18 protein-coding genes are annotated in these 19,948 nt (G+C 71.6%); 9 read left to right on the top strand and 9 right to left on the bottom strand.

Features of this window, described 5'->3' with window-relative positions; all coding sequences use genetic code 11:
- Positions 1–110: 110 nt before the first annotated feature.
- Entirely contained in the window at positions 111–1,352 is a 1,242-nt protein-coding gene (locus ACIBI9_RS15190) for a Gfo/Idh/MocA family protein (RefSeq protein WP_397222645.1), read from the top strand.
- Positions 1,353–1,384: 32 nt separating this feature from the next.
- Here the strand turns inward: ACIBI9_RS15190 and ACIBI9_RS15185 are convergent, their stop codons facing one another.
- From ACIBI9_RS15185 to ACIBI9_RS15175, 3 genes are all read right to left on the bottom strand, one after another.
- Positions 1,385–3,373, bottom strand: coding sequence for a PASTA domain-containing protein (locus ACIBI9_RS15185; RefSeq protein WP_397222642.1), 1,989 nt, complete (start codon positions 3,371–3,373; stop codon positions 1,385–1,387).
- Positions 3,374–3,480: 107 nt separating this feature from the next.
- A complete protein-coding gene (locus ACIBI9_RS15180) occupies positions 3,481–4,923 on the bottom strand; it encodes a serine/threonine-protein kinase (RefSeq protein ID WP_397222641.1) in 1,443 nt (480 codons plus the stop codon).
- Positions 4,924–4,932: 9 nt separating this feature from the next.
- Positions 4,933–5,754 (bottom strand): LLM class F420-dependent oxidoreductase, encoded by an 822-nt coding sequence (locus ACIBI9_RS15175; protein ID WP_397222640.1) that lies wholly within the window; start codon positions 5,752–5,754, stop codon positions 4,933–4,935.
- 88 nt (positions 5,755–5,842) lie between these two features.
- Between ACIBI9_RS15175 and ACIBI9_RS15170 the strand changes: the two genes are divergently transcribed.
- A complete protein-coding gene (locus ACIBI9_RS15170; protein WP_397222639.1) occupies positions 5,843–7,090 on the top strand; it encodes an LLM class flavin-dependent oxidoreductase in 1,248 nt (415 codons plus the stop codon).
- On the top strand, positions 7,087–7,956 hold the full coding sequence (locus tag ACIBI9_RS15165; protein WP_397222638.1) for a TIGR03619 family F420-dependent LLM class oxidoreductase: 870 nt from the start codon (positions 7,087–7,089) through the stop codon (positions 7,954–7,956). Before ACIBI9_RS15170 ends, ACIBI9_RS15165 begins: the two co-directional genes overlap by 4 nt.
- A gap of 2 nt (positions 7,957–7,958) precedes the next feature.
- On the opposite strand, the gene ACIBI9_RS15160 is transcribed toward ACIBI9_RS15165, so the two are convergent.
- Positions 7,959–8,513: a TetR/AcrR family transcriptional regulator gene (locus ACIBI9_RS15160; protein WP_397222637.1), complete on the bottom strand. Its 555-nt coding sequence runs from the start codon at positions 8,511–8,513 to the stop codon at positions 7,959–7,961.
- A gap of 66 nt (positions 8,514–8,579) precedes the next feature.
- Here ACIBI9_RS15160 and ACIBI9_RS15155 point away from each other — a divergent pair, with 66 nt between their 5' ends.
- Positions 8,580–9,113 carry a hypothetical protein gene (locus ACIBI9_RS15155; protein ID WP_397222636.1) on the top strand — a complete coding sequence of 178 codons (534 nt, stop codon included), beginning with the start codon at positions 8,580–8,582 and terminating at the stop codon, positions 9,111–9,113.
- On the opposite strand, the gene ACIBI9_RS15150 is transcribed toward ACIBI9_RS15155, so the two are convergent.
- On the bottom strand, positions 9,110–9,574 hold the full coding sequence (locus ACIBI9_RS15150; RefSeq protein WP_397222635.1) for a MarR family winged helix-turn-helix transcriptional regulator: 465 nt from the start codon (positions 9,572–9,574) through the stop codon (positions 9,110–9,112). The genes ACIBI9_RS15155 and ACIBI9_RS15150 overlap by 4 nt on opposite strands.
- 54 nt (positions 9,575–9,628) lie before the next feature.
- Here ACIBI9_RS15150 and ACIBI9_RS15145 point away from each other — a divergent pair, with 54 nt between their 5' ends.
- The 3 genes from ACIBI9_RS15145 to ACIBI9_RS15135 are packed head-to-tail and all read left to right on the top strand — an operon-like array spanning position 9,629 to position 12,039.
- Complete coding sequence (locus ACIBI9_RS15145) at positions 9,629–10,792, top strand: FAD-dependent oxidoreductase (protein ID WP_397222633.1); 1,164 nt, start codon at positions 9,629–9,631, stop codon at positions 10,790–10,792.
- Positions 10,793–10,834: 42 nt separating this feature from the next.
- Complete coding sequence (locus ACIBI9_RS15140; protein WP_397222632.1) at positions 10,835–11,665, top strand: HipA family kinase; 831 nt, start codon at positions 10,835–10,837, stop codon at positions 11,663–11,665.
- Positions 11,662–12,039, top strand: a complete 378-nt coding sequence (locus tag ACIBI9_RS15135) for a DUF3037 domain-containing protein (protein ID WP_397222631.1) — start codon at positions 11,662–11,664, stop codon at positions 12,037–12,039. Before ACIBI9_RS15140 ends, ACIBI9_RS15135 begins: the two co-directional genes overlap by 4 nt.
- Here ACIBI9_RS15135 and ACIBI9_RS15130 read toward each other — a convergent pair.
- From ACIBI9_RS15130 to ACIBI9_RS15115, 4 genes are all read right to left on the bottom strand, one after another.
- Positions 12,036–12,878, bottom strand: coding sequence for a GNAT family N-acetyltransferase (locus ACIBI9_RS15130; RefSeq protein WP_397223304.1), 843 nt, complete (start codon positions 12,876–12,878; stop codon positions 12,036–12,038). The genes ACIBI9_RS15135 and ACIBI9_RS15130 overlap by 4 nt on opposite strands.
- Positions 12,879–12,955: 77 nt before the next feature.
- Positions 12,956–14,545: an alpha/beta hydrolase gene (locus ACIBI9_RS15125; protein ID WP_397222630.1), complete on the bottom strand. Its 1,590-nt coding sequence runs from the start codon at positions 14,543–14,545 to the stop codon at positions 12,956–12,958.
- Between the two features lie 425 nt (positions 14,546–14,970).
- Positions 14,971–16,122 (bottom strand): trypsin-like serine peptidase, encoded by a 1,152-nt coding sequence (locus ACIBI9_RS15120; RefSeq protein WP_397222629.1) that lies wholly within the window; start codon positions 16,120–16,122, stop codon positions 14,971–14,973.
- Positions 16,123–16,177: 55 nt separating this feature from the next.
- A complete protein-coding gene (locus ACIBI9_RS15115) occupies positions 16,178–17,179 on the bottom strand; it encodes a trypsin-like serine peptidase (protein WP_397222628.1) in 1,002 nt (333 codons plus the stop codon).
- A 197-nt stretch (positions 17,180–17,376) separates the two neighbouring features.
- Between ACIBI9_RS15115 and dxr the strand changes: the two genes are divergently transcribed.
- Both dxr and ispG read left to right on the top strand, forming a co-directional pair.
- A complete protein-coding gene (gene dxr, locus ACIBI9_RS15110; protein ID WP_397222627.1) occupies positions 17,377–18,555 on the top strand; it encodes a 1-deoxy-D-xylulose-5-phosphate reductoisomerase in 1,179 nt (392 codons plus the stop codon).
- Between the two features lie 39 nt (positions 18,556–18,594).
- Positions 18,595–19,758, top strand: a complete 1,164-nt coding sequence (gene ispG, locus ACIBI9_RS15105; protein ID WP_397222626.1) for a flavodoxin-dependent (E)-4-hydroxy-3-methylbut-2-enyl-diphosphate synthase — start codon at positions 18,595–18,597, stop codon at positions 19,756–19,758.
- Positions 19,759–19,948 lie beyond the last annotated feature (190 nt).

Below are 19,948 nucleotides of genomic sequence, written 5' to 3'. Positions count from 1 at the left end.
CTTATGAGACCCTTTCTCATAACTCCGCTGTGACTCCCCATTGACGAGCGACAGCCAGGATCCTAGCATCGGCCGACATACGTGAACTACTTACATATGTGGGAGGCGCAATGGTCACGCTCGCCGTCGTCGGCGCGGGTTCGCGGGGGACCTCCTACGCCCGCCACGCCGCCGGGAGCGGCCGGGCGCGGGTGGTCGCGGTGGCCGATCCGCTGGCGGCCCGCCGCGCCAGGTTCCCGGAGGCCGAGCCGTACGCGGACTGGCGGGAGCTGGCCGCGCTCCCCCGCCAGGCGGACGCGGTGATCATCTCGACCCAGGACAGGGACCACGTCGAGCCCGCGGTGCGCTTCGCCGAGCTGGGCTACGACATCCTGCTGGAGAAGCCGATGGCGGTCTCCGAGGACGACTGCCGGCGCATCGTCGAGGCCGCCGGACGCTCCGACGCCGTCTTCGCCGTCTGCCACGTGCTGCGGTACACGCCGTACACGCGGGCGCTGAAGGCGCTGCTGGACGAGGGCAGGATCGGCGAGATCGTCAGCGTCCAGCACCTGGAGCCGGTCGGGTGGTGGCACCAGGCGCACTCCTACGTGCGGGGCAACTGGCGCCGCACCGACGAGTCCACGTTCATGCTGCTGGCCAAGTCGAGCCACGACCTCGACTGGCTGGTGCACGTCACCGGCAAGCAGGTCACGCGCGTGTCGTCGTTCGGCGGGCTCAAGCACTTCCGCCCGGAGAACCGCCCGGAGGGCGCCGCCGACCGCTGCCTGGACTGCGCGGTCGAGTCGACGTGCCCGTACTCGGCCAAACGCATCTACCTGCCGCTGGCCGGGCGCGCGGAGTGGCCGGTGTCGGTGCTCACCGACGACGTCTCCGAGGCCGGCGTGCTGGAGGCGCTCAGGACGGGCCCGTACGGCCGATGCGTGTACGCCTGCGACAACGACGTGGTCGACCACCAGGTCGTGAACATGGAGTTCGAGGGCGGCACGACCGCGTCGTTCACCATGACCGGCTTCACCCCCGCGCTCCACCGGCAGACCCGGATCTTCGGCACGCGGGGCTGGATCGAGGGCGACGGCGACCGCCTGACCCTCTTCGACTTCGTCACCGGCCGCGAGGAGACCGTCGACACCCGCCCCACGGGGGACTCGACGGCCCGGGGCGGCCACGGGGGCGGTGACGAGGCGCTGGTCGACGCGTTCCTGACCGCGGTCGCCACCAGAGACCGCTCCTCGATCCTCTCCTCGCCGGGCGAGAGCCTGCACAGCCATCTCATCGCCTGGGCTGCCGAGAGGTCGCGGCTGCACGGCGAGACCGTCACCCTGGCAGGAACCGTTCCTTCGTCGCCGGGCTGACGGCCGACGCCCTGCAGTGACCTCGCGGAAGGTCACTCGCCGGAGGTCGGGCCGGCGGTGGGGGTCTCCCCCGGCTCACCCGGGTCCGGGCCCGACTGGGCGGCCAGGCCGAAGGCGATCTCGATCGCGCTTCCCGGCTTGGCGCAGGTGCCGGGCTGGAGGCTCTGGTCGAGGACCGTGCCCACCCGCGACTCGTCGTCCACGACCTGGCCCTTCGTCCGCACCGTGAACCCGGCCGCGATCAGCGCCGCCCGCCCGTCCTCCAGTGCCTGGCCGACGGCCGACGGGACCGTGGTGCCGTTGCGCGCGACGGTGAGCGCCACCGAGGTGCCGCCCGTGACGCGCCGGCCCGCCTTGGGCTCCGTGGAGAGCACCTGCCCGTCCGGCCGGTCGGTGCAGGAGCGGGTGACGGCGCCCACCGCCAGGCCCGCGTCGGTGAGGGCGCTCTCCGCGGACTTGCGCTGCAGGCCCGTGACCGCCGGCACGGCCAGCCCGGCCGACACCTCCAGCGAGACCTTGCTGCCCCTGGTCACCAGCATGCCCGGGGCGGGCTGGGCGCTGAGGACCTGGCCGATCCTCTTCGGCGAGTCGAGCTGGGTGACGGTGCCGAGCACCAGTCCGGCCTGCTTGATCGCCTTCGTGGCCGCGCCCTTGTCCATCCCCGCCAGGGCCGGGACCGGGACCGGGCGCACCACCGGCGGCTGCGCCGTGGGCCCGCGCGCCTCCAGCGTCCCCGTGGTCTTGAGCGGGAGCTTCTGCGCGGTCGTCTTGTCCGCTGGAGGCCGGGATTTCACCGGATCCGACCGCGGGGGGACCGACGGACCGGCCCCCTGCGGCGCCTGGGGCCGGTCGCCGCTGTTCGCCGTGGGTATGTGGGCGGTGAGCAGCACGGCGGCCGTCACCAGCAGGGCCGCGCAGACCGCGATGGCGGCCCTGGGCCAGGCGACCTTGGACGCCCCCGCCGGTGGTGGACCGTTCCCCGGGCCGGAGCCGGCGGGTAACGACGCGGGCGCGGACACGCTCTCCTCTGTGGGCGTGGACGCGCCGGCCTCTTCCGTGGGCGCGGACGCGCCGGCGCGGGACTCGGGCAGCAGGTAGCCGCCGGACCTGCCCGTGGCCTCCGGCGCGGCCATCGGCGACCGCTCCGACGAGCGCTGCTCGGGCACCAGCGGCGGGACCCGCAGGATGTGGGCCGGCGGCGAGCTCAGCACCTCCGGCGGCACCTCCGACTCCCCCAGCAGCTCGAACAGCAGGTCCCTGCTGGTGGGCCGGTTTCGCGCGTCCTTGTCCAGGCACGCCTCCACGAGGGTCCGCAGCCGCCCGTCCAGGCGGCCCAGCTCGGGCGACGCGGTCAGGATGCGGTGCAGCACCGGCGCGACCGAGTCCTGCCCGAACGGCGCCGTGGCGTTGGCCGCGAAGCACATGGTCGCGCCCCACGAGAACACGTCCGCGGCCCCCGTGACGGCTGACGCCGTGATCTGCTCGGGCGCCATGTAGGCGGGCGTGCCCACCCCGCGCCCGCTCACCGTGGCCGCCGCGTCCAGCGCCTTGGCCAGGCCGAAGTCGATGACGCGCGGCCCGTCGGAGCCGAGCAGCACGTTCTGTGGCTTGAAGTCCCGGTGCACGATCCCGGCCCGGTGGATGGCCGTGAGCGCGGTCACCGTGCTGACCGCCAGCCGCTCCAGCGCCCCGCCCCGCCGCGGCCCGGTGAGCGCGACCTCCCTGTGCAGCGACGGCCCGTCGACGTATTCGCTGACGATGTACGGACGCCCCTCGTCGAACCCGGCGTCGATCACCTGGGCGGTGCAGAACCTCGCCACGTGCTTGGCCAGCTCGACTTCCCGCAGGAACGCCGCCCGCTCGTCACCCACGGGTCCGTGCAGCAGCTTGACCGCGTAGGTCTCCCCGCTCCTCCAGCCGAGGAAGACCGCGCCTTGTCCACCTTCACCCAGCCGCCCGGACAGCTCGTACTGTCCGAGTCGCTGTGGGTCCCCCGTTCTGAGCGGCTGCGCCGTCGGCACGGGCGTCTCCCCTCGCCGCCACCCTCGCCTGCTTTCTACTGAAAGCAACGGGCCGCCCCGAGTCAACGGTGGTCAGGGCAATCGCCGCCTGACCGTGACACAGCTGGTCAGGATGCCCGGGTGACCGTGCCCGAATAGGTCACCTCGTCCTTACCTTCGCGCGTCACCTTGATGTCCATCTGGTTCGATGCCGACGTCGGGATCATCCGCAATGTCCCGGGATAGCACTCGTTGCCGGTGACCCGGTCAAGAGTGAAGACCGTCCCGCTCCCGGTCCGCGACAGCCGTCCCGAGCAGTGCAGGTCCGCGCCCCACAGCATGGCCCCGCCGTCGCCGTCGGGGCCCAGGCGCAGCTCGACGGGGAAGACCCGCTGGGCGGTGAAGTGCTCGGCCGAGCCCGTCCACGTGCCCTCCAGGCCCGGCCCCTGGGCCCCACGCAGCCAGAACACGAACCCCGCCACCGCCATGGCCACGCCCGCCGCGGCCACGGCGACCTGCCAGATCTTCACCCGCCGGCGGGGCGGGGGCACGGGAGCGGTGTCGCGGTTGACGGCGGGGAAGCTCGTGGTGGGGTCGGGGTCGTGGATGCGCCCCGGCTCGCCGTCGGGCGCGGTCTCCATGACCAGCCGGAGTCCGGCGGTGCTCAGCTCGCGATCGGCGAGCGCCCCGTCTGACCCGATGATGGACGAGACACGGGCGGACGGGCCCACGGCGGCCTGGGCGCCCGAGGACAGCACGTCGCCACCTCCGGCCGCCTGCCCCAGCAGGCGGCGCAGCACCTCCTCCGCGTCCGGCCGCTTCCCCGGCTCCGGCGCCAGGCAGGCCTCCACGATCTCCCGCAGCCGCCCGGTCAGCGGCCCGAGGTCCGCCTTCCCGTACAGGATCCTGGCCAGGACCTCCTGGTAGGTGTCCGCCGTGTACGCGTGCCGCCCCGTGGCCGTGTACGCGACGGTCAGCCCCCACGCCCACAAGTCGGCGGGCGGTCCGGCGGGCTCGCCCTTGATGCGCTCGGGCGACAGGTACGCCGGGGTGCCGACGGGCATCGCGTTGGTGGTGGCCGTGGTGTCCATGAGCCGGGACACCCCGAAGTCGATCACCCGCGGCCCGTCGAGCCCGAGCAGCACGTTGCCCGGCTTGAGGTCCCGGTGGACCACCCCGGCCCGGTGGATGGCCCCGAGCGCGGTGGCGGTGCCGATGGCCAGGCGTTCGAGCGACCCGCCCAGGCGCGGCCCCTTGGCGACCACGTGCTCCAGGAGCGAGGGGCCGTCGACGTACTCGCTGACCAGGTAGGGCCGGTCGCCCTCGAGATCGGCGTCGAGCAGCTGCGCCGTGCAGAACGCGGCCACCCTGCGGACCGCCTCGACCTCGCCCAGGAACCTGCGCCGCACGTCCGGGTCGCCGGACAGGCTCGCGTGCAGCAGCTTGATCGCGACCTGGGCGCCCTGCTCGGAGTGGCCCAGGTAGACGACGCCCTGTCCGCCTTGGCCGAGCCTGCGCAACAGGCGGTACGATCCCAGCTGTCGCGGATCATCGGCTCGGAGTGCGGACATATTTCCTGATTATGCCGGGGAATCGATCAGTCGCGCATAATCATCAAGGATCGGCAACACCGTGTCCGCAGGCGCGCTGGGCAGGGTGGCCACCGCCTCCTCGATGCCGAGCCCGGCGAAATAGTCGAGCTTCTCTCTGGTCGGCAGCGTCCCGAACGGGATCACCTTGGCCATCGGCCGCCCGGCCTTCTCGCACGCCTCGCGGAGCATCGGCAGCGCGGCCCTGATCCCCTTGCCGCCGATCGGCATCCAGCCCTCGGCGTACTCGGCGACGTGGGCGAAGAGCTTCGGCCCCGCCGCGCCGCCCACGTACACCGGCGGCTCCTGGAGCGGCTTGGGCCAGCACCAGGACGGCTCGAACCCGTCGAACGAGGCCACCTCGTCCCGCCACAGTGCCTGCATGGCGAGCATGTTCCGCCTGGTCACCTCGCGGCGGCGCGCGTACGGGACGCCGTGGTTCTCGATCTCCTCGACGTTCCAGCCGAAGCCGATCCCGACCACGACGCGTCCGCCGGAGAGGTGGTCGAGCGTGGCGATCGCCTTCGCGGTCACGATGGGGTCGCGCTGGGCGGCGAGCAGGATGCCGGTGCCGACGCGCAGCCGGCGCGTCGCGGCGGCGGCGAAGGACAGGGCGACGAGCGGGTCGAGCGTGCGCTTGTACTCCTCGGGCAGCACGTCCTGCCCCGCCGCGGGAGGGGTGCGGCGCGAGACCGGGATGTGGGTGTGCTCGGGCACGTAGAGGGAGTCGAAGCCGCGCTCCTCCGCCGCCCTGGCCAGGTCCTGGACCGGCATGGTCAGGTCCGTGGCGAACATCGTGACCCCGAGTCTCATGGGACCTCCTCCTAGTTAACCAAGCGATTGCTCGGTTAAGATTTCCAGAGTACCTTGCAGAAGACCATTCCGCGGAAAGAGGTCCCCGGTGAAGTTTTCTATCTTCCTGAATCCGCAGATTCCCGGCTCCGGGTACGCGGCCGAGGAGAACGCCAAGGCCAAACGCCCGATCGGGCGCGACACGGAGTCGTACCAGAAGCTGCTGCACGAGGTGCGGGAGATAGCCGTGCACGCCGACCAGCTCGGGTTCGACGCGCTCATGATGACCGAGCACCACTTCCACTCGGAGGGCATGGAGTTCTCGGTCAACCCGCTGATGTTCCTCACGGACCTCGCCGCCAGGACCGAGCGGATCCTGCTCGCGCCGCTCGGCCTGGTGCTACCCGCCTGGGACCCGATCAGGGCCGCGGAGGACGTGGCGCTGCTCGACCAGTTCTGCAAGGGACGGCTGCGGCTGGGCGTGGCGCGCGGCTACCAGAACCGGTGGATGAACGTGCTGGGCCAGCGCTGGCACGCCGCCGCCGCGCGCTCCGACGGGTCGGCCTCCGACACGCGGAACTTCGACGTCTTCGGCGAGGTGCTGAAGATCATGAAGCTGGCGTGGACGCAGGAGACGTTGCGCTACAAGTCGGACGTACTGGACTACCAGGTGCCGTATCCGTACGAGGGCATCGAGGGATGGCCCGCGCTGGAGTGGACCCAGACGTTCGGCGCGCCGGGCGAGATCTCCGAGGACGGCAAGGTGCAGGCCGTCTCCGTCTGCCCCAGGCCGTACCAGAACCCCCACCCCGAGCTGTGGCAGCCGTTCACGATCTCGGACCGGTCGGTCATCAGGGCCGCCCAGGAGGACATCCTGCCGTGGATGTTCACCCCCAACCCCGACGACCACGCCGCCAAGGCCAAGCTGTACCAGGAGGAGTCGGCCAAGCAGGGCCGCCACTACAAGCTGGGCGAGCACACCGGCATCCTCAAGATCGTCGGCATCGCGGACACCACCGAGGAGGCCATCAACACCTTCGGCCGCAGCATCCCCAAGGACTTCGCCGCCTTCTTCGGCCCGTTCGGCTACCTGGAGGTGCTGCGCAAGAAGGAGGACGAGAAGCACAAGCCCATCTCCCCCGAGAAGGGCGACGCCAAGCGGATGAACGACGTGGAGATGGCGCTGTTCGGCACGCCGGACGACGTCAAGCGCGGGATCCAGCGGATGCTCGACCGCATGCCCGACCTGGAGTGGTTCGGGCTCTACATGCAGGGACAGCAGGGCGTGCTGCCGCTGGACACGGTCAAGCGGAACCTGGAGCTGTTCGCCACCAAGGTCATCCCGGAGTTCCAATGAGATTCTGGCTGGGAGCCTCGTTCGTCGACACCGACCAGTTCCTGGAGCTGGCGCGGGCGGCCGAGCGGTGCGGGTTCGACACGCTCACGCTGTCGGACCACCTGTTCTACGCCGACTTCGCCTCGCCGTACCCGTACTCGCGGTCGGGCCGGCCGCGCTGGGACGCGCGTACGCACTGGCCGGACGTGTGGGTGACGATCGGCGCCATGGCGGCGGTGACCACCACCCTGCGTTTCTCCCCCAACGTCTACATCGCTCCCGCCCGCGACCTGTTCACCGTGGCCAAGCAGGTGTCCACGGCCGCGGTGCTGTCGAACGACCGGGTGACCTTCGGGGTCGGGGTGGGCTGGTGCAAGGAGGAGTTCGTCGGCACCGGGCAGGACTTCCACACGCGGGGACGGCGGCTGGACGCGATGCTCCCGACGCTGCGCTCGCTCTGGGCCGGCGAGACGGTCGCGCTGGACGGCCTGCCCGAGCTGTCGATCTCGCCCACCCCCGACCGGCCGATCCCCGTCTACGTGGGCGGCGACAGCGACGCCGCCCTGCGCCGGGCCGCCCGGCTGGGTGACGGCTGGATCGGGAACCGGATCTACACGGAGGAGCAGTTCGACGTGGTGCTCGCCACGCTCCGCGGTCACCTCGACGAGAGCGGCAGGAGCGAGCCCTTCGACATCATCGCGCCGCTCGCGGTGATGCCGGACGCCGACACCTACCGCCGCTTCGCCGCCAAGGGCGTCACCGGGACCATGGCGGCGCCGTGGTGGCTGGCCACCCCCGAGGAGAAGGCCAGGTACGGCGAGGGGACGCTGGACCTCAAGATCGCCACCATGGAGCGCTTCGCGGAGGAGGTCATCGCGAAGATCTGACGTCAGCGAGGCCGCAGGCCCAGCTCCTCCAGGGCGTCGGCCAGGTCCTTCGGCGCGGCCGCCACCGCGCCGATGCGGGCCAGGGCGGCCAGGCCGAGATAGCCGCCGTACGCGGTCAGCGCCCGCCGGGCCGCCTCGTCCGGCGGCTGGCCGACCTCCTCCAGGACGGCTCGCATGAACGCCAGCCGCCGCTCGGTCACCCGCCGCACCACCGGGCCCACCACTGGGCCCACGGCCGGGTCGTCGGCCTCGCTGATCAGCCGGAACGAGACGGCGGCGTCATGCCCGTCGCCGAACGCCCACTCCAGCAGCGTCCGCATGCGCTCCGCCGGATCGGGCACCGGCTCCAGCCGGGCGATGATCTCCTCGGTGCCGGCCTCCCACCGCTCCAGCGCCGCCTCAACCAGCGCCTGCCGGTTGGGGAAGTGCCAGTAGAAGCTGCCCTTCGACACGCCGAGCCGCACCGCCACCGGCTCCACGGCCACGGCGGCCAGCCCGCCCTCGGCCAGGGCCTCCAGTGCGGCCCGCGCCCAGTCGTCCGCGTTCAACCGGCCCACCCGCCCATCCTTCCATACGCCACCGTATAGTCGGACCATACGCATCCGTATGGAAAGAGGTGGCCCATGCCCACGCTCACGGACCGGTTCATCCCGCGGCCCGACGCCTCCGAGCGGCACTCCATCGTGATCAACGCGTCGCGCGAGCGCGTCTGGGACGCCGTCAAGGACCCGGGCTCGCTCGATCTGCGGGCCGTCGTGGCCATCCGCGACGTGGCCGCGCGCCTCAGCGGCGGCCGGCCGCACCGGAGCATGCCCCGCTTCACGCCGCTCGCCGAGGAGCCGGGGCACGAGCTGGTCATGGGACTCATCGGGCAGTGGTGGCGCCTCGGGCACGCCGAGAGCAGCGGCACGATCTCCGGCGCCGCCGACTTCGACGCGTTCGACCGGCCCGGCTACGCCAAGGGCACGCTGAGCTTCCGGCTGGACGAGGCGGGCGAGGGGCGGATCAGGCTCGTCACGGAGACCCGCGTGGTGGCCACGAGCGAGGACGCGCGGCGCGCGTTCCTGCGGTACTGGCTGGTGATCCGGCTCGGCAGCGGCCTGATCCGCCGCATCATGCTCGCCGCCATCCGCGCCCGCGCCACCCGGTCTCTCTAGGCGCCCGGCCCCTCCTCGGCGAGGTTCTCCAGTATCCGCCGCAGCATGTCCGTGACCTGCGCGACCTCCTCCGGCGAGAACCCCGCGAACACCTGGTGGCTGATCCTCCCGAAGATCGGCGGCAGGCTGGGCACCAGCGCCCGCCCCTCGTCCGTCAGCTCGATGACGATCGAGCGCCGGTCCTCGGGATGCCGCTCCCGCCGCAGCAGCCCCTTGGCCTCCAGCCGGTCCAGCAGCCTGGTCATCCCGGCCGTGTCCGTGCCGAGCCGGCGCTTCAGCAGGCTGGGCGTGCCGCCGCCGCGCGAGGCGTGCAGCAGCAGCGCGGCCTGCTGCGCCGTGAGCCCGAGGGGCGCCAGGCGCCGCTCGGTCTCGGTGTTGAGCTCCCTGCCCACCTGCACGAGCAGCGACCCTCCCCCCAGCACCAGCTCGAACGTCGACTGCGGCGCACGGTCCTCATTCATCCCCCGAGAATAGCCTGCGTAGACATTTGCTGTCGTGACAGTTACAGTCGTGACATGAATGACCGACACGTCTTGATCGTGGGAGGCGGAATCGCCGGATCGTGCCTCGCCCAGGGCCTGCGCCGGACGGGCCTCGCCGTCACCCTCTTCGAACGCGACCCCTCGGCCGCCCACCGCCCCCAGGGCTACCGCATCAGCCTCAAGGACACCGGCGTACGGGCGCTGCGGGCCTGCCTGCCGGACCACCTGTTCGACCTGGCCGTGGCGACCTCGATCCGCCCGGCCACCCGCATGATCTTCATGGACGCCGGCCTGCGGCCGAAGTTCGCCAAGGACCTCCCGGAGCAGCGGCCGGGCGTCGACGGCCTGGGCGTCAACCGGCTCACGCTCCGCGAGATCCTCATGGCCGAGCCGGCGGTCCCGGTCCGGTTCGGCATGGACTACCAGCGGTACGAGCGGCTGGACGGCGGCCGCGTGCGCGCCCACTTCGCGGACGGCCACCATGTGGACGGCGACCTGCTCGTGGGGGCGGAGGGCGTGGGCTCGCGGATGCGGGCGCAGCTCCTGCCCGGCGCCGCGGTGGACGAGCTCGGCTGGACGCTGTACGGCCGCACGTGGATCACGCCCGCACTGCTGGCCGCCACGCCGCCCGAGCTGACCGACTCCTTCAACCGGGTCACCGCCCCCGACGGCACGGCCATCGGCATCGCCACCTGCCGTCCACTCACCCCCGTGCCCGAGGCCGTGGCCCGCCACGCTCCCGGCGCGCACCTGACGGACGTTCCCGGCTACTTCTCATGGACGATGAGCGGGTCCGGCCTCCGGCCCGACGGCGTGCCCCCTGCCGGGCTGCACCGGCTGGCCATGGACACGGTGCGGGACTGGCACGAGGGCGTGCGGCGCATCGTGCGCGAGGCGGACCCGGAGGCGACGTTCGTGCTGCAGGTCCATTCGGCGCGGCGGGTGGAGCCCTGGGACGAGCCCGCGGTCACGCTGGTGGGCGACGCCGTGCACAGCATGAGCCCCGGCCGGGGCGAGGGCGCCAACGTGGGCCTGCGGGACGCCCACCTGCTGAGCGAGCTGCTCGCAGCGGCCGAGGGGCAGCCCCTCGCCGGCGCCAAGGCCGCGTACGAGCGCCGCATGCTCGACTACGCCTTCACGGCCGTCGACGCCTCCCGCGACCACCCCTTCGCCCCCTTCCGCCGCCCGGCCGGCTGATCGATCGCGCCGCGCGCCGTCCCGGGAGGGAGAGGGGCCCGGATGGGCGATAGCCTTCCTCCTGTGCTGGAAAGGATCTCAGCCACCCGTTACGTGACCCCGCTGCGAGAGGGCGGTTCGCTGCCCGGCGTCGTCGAGGCCGACGACCTGGGCACGTACGTGGTGAAGTTTCGCGAGGCGGGCCAGGGCCGGCGGGTGCTCGTCGCCGAGATCGTCGCGGCCGAGCTGGGCCGCAGGCTCGGGCTCAGGACCCCCGATCTCAAGCTCATCGACCTCGACCCGCAGCTCGGCATCCGCGAGCCGGACGAAGAGGTGCAGGACCTCCTCAAGGCCAGCTCCGGCCTCAACCTGGCGATCGACTTCCTGCCGGGCGCGCTGGGGTTCGAGCCGCTGGCCTGGGCGGCGGACCCGGTGTTCGCGGCCAGGGTGGTGTGGTTCGACGGCCTCATCCACAACATCGACCGCAGCTGGCGCAACCCCAACCTGCTGGTCTGGCACCGCGAGACCTGGCTGATCGACCACGGCGCGGCGCTCTGGTTCCACCACAACTGGCGCACGGCCGACCCTCAGCGGAAGTTCGACGCGGGCGACCACGTGCTCGCGCCGTTCGCCGGTGACGTCGAGGCCGCGGGCGACCACCTGGCCGCGAGGATCACGCGGGAGCTGCTGGAGAGCGTGGCCGCGATGGTGCCCGACGAGTGGCTGGACGGCGAGCCAGGGTTCGACGACCCGGGGGCGGTGCGCGAGGCGTACGTCGAGCATCTGATGGAGCGGGCGCACGGGCCGCGCGAGTGGCTCGTGCGCGGCGAGGCGAAGGCCCCGAAGGGCGGCCCGGGGTCGGTGGGCGAGTTCTGGCGGGGAGGCGGCCGGTGACCAGGGACGTCTACGAGTACGCGGTGATCCGCGTGGTGCCCAAGGTCGAGCGCGGCGAGCTGATCAACGCGGGCGTGCTCCTCTACTGCCAGCCGCGCGGCTACCTGTGCGCGCGGGTCGAGCTCGACGCCGCCCGGCTGCGTGCCCTCGACCCGAACGCCGACCTCGACGGGATACGCCGTGCGCTCAGCGCGTACGAGCTGGCCTGCGGCGAGCGGCCGGGACCGCTGGCCGAGGAGTCGCTCGGCGGCAGGTTCCGCTGGCTGACCGCGCCGCGCAGCACGATCGTCCAGGCCGGGCCCGTGCACGCGGGACTCACCGCCGACCCGGAGACCGAGCTGGCCAGGCTGTTCGACAAGCTCGTCCGTATCTAGAAAAGGACGGACATGAAGGTGTCGACCTCCTGGAAGCCCACCTTGCGGTAGACGGCCCTGGCCGAGAGGTTGAAGTCGTTCACGTAGAGCGTGACCACGGGGGCGAACAGGCTCCTCGCGGCCTCCACGACGGCGGCCATGCCGGCCACGGCATGGCCCCTCCCCCGCAGCTCGGGGGCGACCCAGACGCCCTGGATCTGGCAGGCCTGCGGCGTGACGGCCCCGATCTCCGCCTTGAACACCACGCGGCCGTCGTCGATGCGCGCGTAGGAGCGGCCGATCCTGATCAGCTCGGCGACCCTGGTCCGGTAGAGGGCGCCGCCGTCGCCGAGGTTGGGAGAGACCCCGACTTCCTCGGTGAACATGGCCACGCAGGCGGGCAGCAGGATGTCGAACTCCTCCGGCCGCACCCGGCGTACCAGCGGATCGGCGGGCACCGGCGACTTGCGCGAGGTGGCCATGACCGGCTGCGCCCAGCGGACGGCGCGCGCCCGGCCCCAGTGCGGCTCGAGGCGCTCCCACAGCAGAGAGACGGCGTCGACCGGGCCCACGATGGAGGAGCAGCGGCGCCCCTGCTTGCGGGCACGGTCGGCGAAGGCATGCACGGCCTCGGGACCGGCGTTGACGGGCACCATGTTGGCCCCGGCGTAACAGAGTGACACAAGGCCGCCTCGCGCCCCGAACCCCCACATCTGCCCACCCAGTCTCGCCGGATTGAGTCCGACGGCCCGCACTCTGGAGGAGACGAAGACGTTCGCGACCGGGTCGGTGTCCAGCAGGGCTAGGACCTCGTCCCGGTCGCTGTCGTCGAGCACGCGCGACGCCGATGTACGCAGCATCACAAAGGTCACACTACGCGAAGGGTCACCGATTGGCTCAGTGGGAGACGGCCACGGTAATCCTTTCTTGACGTCAGTCAGAGCCCAAGCGTGCCGAGGATCCCGAGCAGCCCGGTCGGAGGGCTCACGGCGTCCGCCGTCATGTGGGTGGACGGGCGCGGCTCCGGCTGCGCGGCGCACTCCACGTCCCGCGGCGGCACCGTGCCGTCCCGCAGGTACGTCGCCAGATGCTCGTCCACGCACTCGCTGCCCGTCAGCGACACGCCGTGGTTGCCGCCGGCGTCGATCACCAGGCCCGTGCGGACGAAGTGCCTGCGCATCTCCAGCGCCCCCTTGAACGGCGTCGCGGCGTCGTCACGGGACTGGATGATGAGCACCGGCGGCAGGTTCGGCGAGCCCTGCACCTCGATCGGCGTCCCGCCCCGCACCGGCCAGAAGGCGCACGGAGCGTTGAACCAGGCGTTCGGCCAGGTCAGGAACGGCGCCCGGCGGTGCAGCCGGGTCATGTCGTCCCGCCACTTCTCCCACTTGCGCGGCCACTTGGCGTCCCTGCACTGGACGCCCAGGTAGGAGGCGTAGCCGTTCTCGTCGGCCTTGTCGTCCTCGCCGTGCTTCTTGTAGATGTCGACCAGGCTCTTCGCGTCGCCCTGGCGCACGTACGCGGACCAGGCCGCGGCGAACGCGGGCCAGACCCGGTCGCTGTACCCGGCGACCGTGAAGGTGTCGTCCAGCTCGCTCGGCCCCACGACGCCGCCGGCCGGGCGGGCCCGCAGCCGGTCGCGCATCGCGTAGTAGGCGAACGACGTCTGCTTGAGCGAGGTGCCCAGCCGGTAGACGTCGTTGTGCTTGGCCGTCCAGGTCAGGAACTGCCGGTGACGGTGCTCGAAGGCGCCGTCCTGCCGGATGTTCGCGTCGTACCAGACGCCCGTGGGGTCGACCGTGCTGTCCATGACCAGCCGCCTGACCCTGGCCGGGAAGAGCGTGGCGTAGACGGCGCCGAGGTAGGTGCCGTACGAGTAGCCGAGGTAGCTGATCTTCTGCTCGCCGAGCGCGGCACGGATCGAGTCCATGTCCCTGGCGGAGTTCTCGGTGGTGAGGTGCGGCAACAGCCAGGACCAGCGCGCGCCGCACCGGTCCGCGAACTCGCGCGCCCTGCCGATCAGCACCCGCTCCTCGGCCGGCCCCTTCGGCACCGCGTCCGGCCTCGGAGCCTTGAAGAACACGTCCGGATCCACGCAGTGCAGCGTCGGCTCGCTGCCCCCGACGCCGCGCGGGTCGAACCCGACGATGTCGTAGCGCTCGCTCACGTCCGACGGCAGGGACGAGGCCACGAACTCGGCCAGACTCCGCCCCGGCGCCCCCGGCCCGCCCGGGTTCACCAGGAGCGCGCCCAGGTAGTTGGCGCTCTTGGACACCCTGGCCCGGACGCGGTTGACGGCCAGCTGGATCGTCTGGCCCCATGGCTCCCGGTAGTCGAGCGGTACGCGTATGGTGCCGCATTCCAGGTTGGCCGGCGCCGGCCTTCCGTTACCCCCTATCGGACAGGGTCCCCAGGCGATGGCCGCGGGCGCTTGTCTCGCACCGCTGGCCACCGCCATCCCATCCCCACTCGCTATCCCGCCGACGAGCACCGCGACACCGGCGACAACCCCAACGACCCGCTTCACCCGGCCCCCTTCATGTTCATAGGCCTTGCGATGCTCCCGTGAGCGACCGGTTGATCACTTTGGGTATGGGGAAAAGCTTGCCAATTTGTAATCGCGTGATTGCATGCCGTAACCGTCCTATATCGGGACGCCCGACCGACTGGCCAGATTCGGCGTCGAGTACGTCGAGGTGGCACTGGCTGCTCAAACCGCCGGCTGGTTGTGGCCGATCCCGGCGAACCACCGACGACCGAGGCAGGCGTCGGCCCGCCGGCCCGAGCCATCGCCGACGTCGGCATGGCCGAGGTGCGGCGTCAACTCGCCTGCAAGACCACCTGGAGGGGCGGCACGCTCGACGTGGCGGAAACCGGGCGGGACGGCATCGGCCGTCCCGGTGGAGCCGGTGCCCGGATATCGGTACGTCGACGCTCATGCCCCTCCCCGGGCTACGCGTGCTCCGCCGTGTCGAAGAGGGCCTTGGCGGCGTCGCCGAAGTACGGGCCGTACATGGTGCGCTGGTCGTCGCTGTACTTGAAGCTGCTCACCGACGTGATCGTGCCCTTGCCCGTGGCCAGGTCGAATGTGGTCATCCACGGCCCGCCGCTCGATCCCGCCGTCATCTCGCAGCCCAGCCCCTGGTCGCGGCTCTGCCCGTACGGGTCGGCCCGCAGCCGCCCCGCGCAGTAGACCAGGTGATGCCCGTCGTACGGCGGGTCGGCGGGATAGCCGAAGCCGAAGGCCTGGCCCCCGCGAGCGGGGTTGAAGGCGATCTCCTGCGTGCCCACCACGTCGGCCACGTGCCTGCCGCCGGACGTGGCCAGCGCGACCATGCCCACGTCGTAGTTGTCGTCGCCGCTGCGCGACCAGGGCCCGGCGACGAACATGCGGCGGGCCGCGTACACCCCGAACCGCTGGGCCCCGCCCGTGCCGTACCCCGGGACGAACGTCCAGTTGGCGGCCCAGCCGCCGGCGCCGTCCTTGACGCAGTGCCCGGCGGTGACCACGACGTCCCGGTTGGCGCTGCGTACGGTACTGGCCGAGCAGACGAAGTCCGCCCCGCGCACGGTCAGGAAGACGCGGCCGGTGGTCCTGGCCACGGCGCCGCCGGTGATCCAGCGGGAGCCGACGGTGTTGGTCTCCGGCCGCTTGGGCGCGGACTCCCGGTCCCGCCTGGCGGCCGCCGCCTGGTGCCGGGGGGTGCGGCCCCACAGCCAGGCGGCCAGGCCGTCACCCGACACGCCCGTGGTCACGCCGTCGTTCTGCGGGGTCAGGCGCCGGCTCGACACGTCAGGAGCGGCGCGTACCCCCGTGCGACCTGTCAGGCCGCTGAGCAGGCCCGCGCCGTCCGTCACGGTGTCCAGCAGGTCGATCGGCAGTGCGCCGGCCATGCGCTCCGGCGTCCAGTAGTCGAGCACGCGCCGCTGCTCGGCGGTGGTGCGGGCGGCCACGTGCTCGACTATCTCGTGACGCATCGCCCTGTGATCGGGCAGGTCGGGCAGGTCGGCCTGCTGCTGGCCGGGGGCCGCACCAAGGAGGGCGGGCCCGATCAGCCCCGCCAAAAGCGGGGCGGCCGCCAGCAGGGGGGTGCTCAAGGTCATGCCCCCCGAGTCTGCACCACGAGATGTGTTCTTGTGACTACTTTCGGTAAATAGCTCAGAGTGCGTTGGTGCTCTGCGCCGCCTGGTAGACGCTCTGCGCCTCGTTCCCGAAATATGGGCCGAACATCCAGTTGGGGGCGAAGTTGTATTTGAAGCTGTTGACCGAATTCTGGGTGCCGAGACCCGTCGACTCGTTGAAATTCAGCATCCAGGGGCCACCGCTCGAACCGCCGGTCATGTTGCAGGTCAGGCCGTGGTCCTCGCTCACGAGGAAGTCGTCGAAGGTCCGCCCGCTGCAGTAGATGAGCTTCGAGCCGTCGTACGGCGCCGCCGCCGGGTAGCCGAACGCGTACATCTGCTGCCTTCTCCCCTGGTTGAACGCGACGCCCTGGCCGCCCACGACGTCCACCAGCGTCTTGCCCTCCAGCGGCGCGACGACGGCGGCGGCGACGTCGAAGTTGATGTCCTCGCTCGCGTTCCACTGCTGTGTGGTGAGTAGTTTCGTGGCCGCCCAGGTGCCGAACGGGCGGTTGCCGCTGTTGTAGCCGGGCACGAAGACCCAGTTCGTGTGGAACGTTCCGTTCAGCTTGACGCAGTGGCCGGCGGTCAGGACCACGCTCTTGTTCGCGCTGGTCACCGCCGAGCCCGAGCAGGACGCGTTGCGCCCCTGCGTCGTGAAGAAGATCCGGCCGGTGGTCTTCACGACCGCGCCGGAGCCGGTCCACGGCTGGCCGGACGACCGGGCCGCCTGCAGTTCCACCCCCGCACGCGTCGCCCCGGTGGGCGGCGCCGTCCACGGGGTGCCCTCGGCAGGCTCTCCCAGCGCCACCTTCGCCCCCGTCCTGGGGCTGGGCGCGTCCAGCGGCTGGGCCGCCTCCATCTTCTGCTCGGTCCAGTACGTCAGGACCTGCCGCTGCTCGGACGCGGTGTCCGCGGCCGCGTGCTGGGTGGGTTTGGGCCGCATTTGTACGCCGGCCTGCGCCGCACCGGCGGGCAGCAGGGCGGCGCCGCCGGAGGTGAGGGTGAGGATGGAAAGCAGAACGACTGCGCGGTGCATTACGTACCTCCCGAAACCGGACCTGGGGTACGGAAGGTAGCCGTAGCAATATCCAGATTTCTCAAGATTTGCGCATACCGATATAGCCGTATTCCGGCATACATTAACTGCGTTATCTCAGGTCACATAAGTGCGGGGATTTTGGCGCGGTCGGCGCCGCGTGCCCGAGCGCGCCCTGCAGCGGGGACAATGGACAGGTGCAAGAAGAGACCCTCCGATCCGTCGTCGTGCTCGGCTCCACCGGCTCCATCGGCACCCAGGCCCTCGACGTCGTCGCCGCCAACCCCGGCGGCTTCAAGGTCGCCGGGCTGGCGGCGGGCGGCGGCCGGGTCGACCTGCTGGCCAGGCAGGCGGCGTCGTTCGGTGTCGAGGCGGTCGCGGTGGCCGACGCGGCGGCCGTGCCCGCACTGAAGGACGCGCTGTCCGCGCACGGCGTGAAGCCCACGGTGCTCGGCGGCCCCGAAGGGGTCGCGGAGGTGGCGGCCTGGCAGTGCGACACGGTGCTCAACGGCATCACCGGCGCGCTCGGGCTGACCTCCACGCTGGTCGCGCTGGAGGCGGGCAGGACCCTCGCGCTGGCCAACAAGGAGTCCCTGATCATCGGCGGCCCGCTGGTCAAGCGGCTCGCCAAGCCCGGCCAGATCCTCCCGGTCGACTCCGAGCACTCGGCTGTGCAGCAGTGCCTGTGGGCCTCGGGGCCCGACGGCTACGACCCCGGCAGCGTCAAGCAGCTCGTGATCACCGCGAGCGGCGGGCCGTTCCGGGGGATGAAGCGCGAGGAGATGGCCGACGTCACACCCGAGATGGCGCTGGCGCACCCCACCTGGTCGATGGGCCCGTTCATCACGATCAACTCCGCCACCCTGGTCAACAAGGGGCTGGAGGTCATCGAGGCGCACCTGCTGTTCGACTTGGGTTTCGACCGCATTGAGGTCGTGGTCCACCCGCAGTCGATCATCCACTCCATGGTGGAATACGTCGACGGCTCGACCGTGGCCCAGGCCAGCCCGCCCGACATGCGGCTGCCGATCGCGCTCGCGCTCAGCCACCCCCACCGCATCCCGGGTGCGGCGCGGGCCATCGACTGGACCAGGGCGCACACGTGGACGTTCGAGCCTCTCGACGACGTCGCGTTCCCCTCCGTCGCGCTGGCCAGGCACGTCGGCGGCGAGGGCGGCACCGCGCCGGCCGTCTACAACGCGGCCAACGAGGCGTGCCTCGACGCGTTCATGCGGGGCGAGCTGCCGTTCCTGGCGATCGTCGACACCGTGGCCAAGGTCGTCGAGGAGCACCAGGTCACCCCGGCGGACTCCGTCGAGGAAGTGCTCGCGGCCGACGCCTGGGCCCGGGCCCGCGCGATCGAGCTGTCCCGCTGACTACCTAGACTGGAAACCGTCGTCACAGTAAGGGTTGAAATGTCTTCTGTAGCTCTCGGCATCCCGACGGTCCGTCCCAAGCCGCTCGCCGAACGCCGACACTCCCGCCAGATCATGGTCGGCAGCGTGCCCGTGGGCGGCGACGCACCCGTCTCGGTGCAGTCGATGACGACCACGGTGACCGCCGACGTCAACGCCACGTTGCAGCAGATCGCGGAGCTCACGGCGTCCGGCTGCCAGATCGTGCGCGTGGCCGTGCCGTCCCAGGACGACGCCGACGCGCTGCCGATCATCGCCAAGAAGTCGCAGATTCCGGTCATCGCCGACATCCACTTCCAGCCGAAGTACGTCTTCGCCGCCATCGAGGCGGGATGCGCGGCCGTTCGGGTCAACCCCGGCAACATCAAGAAATTTGACGACAAGGTGGGCGAGATCGCCCGCGCGGCGGCCGACCACGGGGTGCCGATCCGCATCGGCGTCAACGCCGGCTCGCTCGACCCGCGCCTGCTGCAGAAGTACGGCAAGGCCACGCCCGAGGCCCTGGTGGAGTCGGCGCTCTGGGAGTGCTCGCTGTTCGAGGAGCACGGGTTCCGCGACATCAAGATCTCGGTCAAGCACAACGACCCGGTCGTGATGATCAACGCGTACCGGCTGCTCGCCGCCAAGTGCGACTACCCGCTCCACCTCGGCGTCACCGAGGCCGGCCCCGCCTTCCAGGGGACCATCAAGTCCTCCGTCGCCTTCGGCGCGCTGCTGGCGGAGGGCATCGGCGACACGATCCGCGTCTCCCTCTCCGCGCCGCCGGTGGAGGAGGTCAAGGTCGGCGCCCAGATCCTGGAGTCGCTCGGGCTGCGCGAGCGCGGCCTGGAGATCGTCTCCTGCCCGTCCTGCGGCCGCGCCCAGGTGGACGTCTACACCCTCGCCGACCAGGTCCACGCCGGTCTGGAGGGCCTGAAGGTGCCGCTGCGGGTGGCCGTGATGGGCTGCGTCGTCAACGGCCCCGGGGAGGCCCGGGAGGCGGACCTGGGGGTGGCCTCGGGCAACGGCAAGGGGCAGATCTTCGTCAAGGGCGAGGTCATCAAGACGGTGCCGGAGTCGCAGATCGTGGAGACCCTGATCGAGGAGGCGCTCCGGCTGGCCGAGGAGATGGGCGTCGACGTCGACCTCGGCGACGACTCCGGCCCCCAGGTCGTCGTCAGCTGACCCACCCACCCGCCGTTCCCACGTGGCCCACCGCACTCCCGGCGGGCCACCGCACGGCCATGCACCCCTGAGACCCGCCACCCGGGAGACGACCCGCCGAGCCGCACACCGGGCACCTCAGGGGCGCGCTTAGCTGGGCGCCGTTCGCGTTGCGCCGCACTCCGCCGTCCCGCTGCAGGCCGCACCGGCG

The sequence above is a fragment of the Nonomuraea sp. NPDC050451 genome, from assembly GCF_044458585.1.
Note: the sequence above shows the minus strand (reverse complement) of the source record. Positions and strands in the feature narration are given on the sequence as shown.

Coding starts and splice junctions, on each gene's coding strand:
- ACIBI9_RS15190 (WP_397222645.1), top strand. CDS start 111: ATGGTCACGCTCGCCGTCGTCGGCGCGGGTTCGCGGGGGACCTCCTAC.
- ACIBI9_RS15180 (WP_397222641.1), bottom strand. CDS start 4,923: ATGTCCGCACTCCGAGCCGATGATCCGCGACAGCTGGGATCGTACCGC.
- ACIBI9_RS15175 (WP_397222640.1), bottom strand. CDS start 5,754: ATGAGACTCGGGGTCACGATGTTCGCCACGGACCTGACCATGCCGGTC.
- ACIBI9_RS15165 (WP_397222638.1), top strand. CDS start 7,087: ATGAGATTCTGGCTGGGAGCCTCGTTCGTCGACACCGACCAGTTCCTG.
- ACIBI9_RS15155 (WP_397222636.1), top strand. CDS start 8,580: ATGCCCACGCTCACGGACCGGTTCATCCCGCGGCCCGACGCCTCCGAG.
- ACIBI9_RS15150 (WP_397222635.1), bottom strand. CDS start 9,574: ATGAATGAGGACCGTGCGCCGCAGTCGACGTTCGAGCTGGTGCTGGGG.
- ACIBI9_RS15145 (WP_397222633.1), top strand. CDS start 9,629: ATGAATGACCGACACGTCTTGATCGTGGGAGGCGGAATCGCCGGATCG.
- ACIBI9_RS15140 (WP_397222632.1), top strand. CDS start 10,835: ATGGGCGATAGCCTTCCTCCTGTGCTGGAAAGGATCTCAGCCACCCGT.
- ACIBI9_RS15130 (WP_397223304.1), bottom strand. CDS start 12,878: ATGCTGCGTACATCGGCGTCGCGCGTGCTCGACGACAGCGACCGGGAC.
- ACIBI9_RS15120 (WP_397222629.1), bottom strand. CDS start 16,122: ATGACCTTGAGCACCCCCCTGCTGGCGGCCGCCCCGCTTTTGGCGGGG.
- ACIBI9_RS15115 (WP_397222628.1), bottom strand. CDS start 17,179: ATGCACCGCGCAGTCGTTCTGCTTTCCATCCTCACCCTCACCTCCGGC.
- ispG (WP_397222626.1), top strand. CDS start 18,595: ATGTCTTCTGTAGCTCTCGGCATCCCGACGGTCCGTCCCAAGCCGCTC.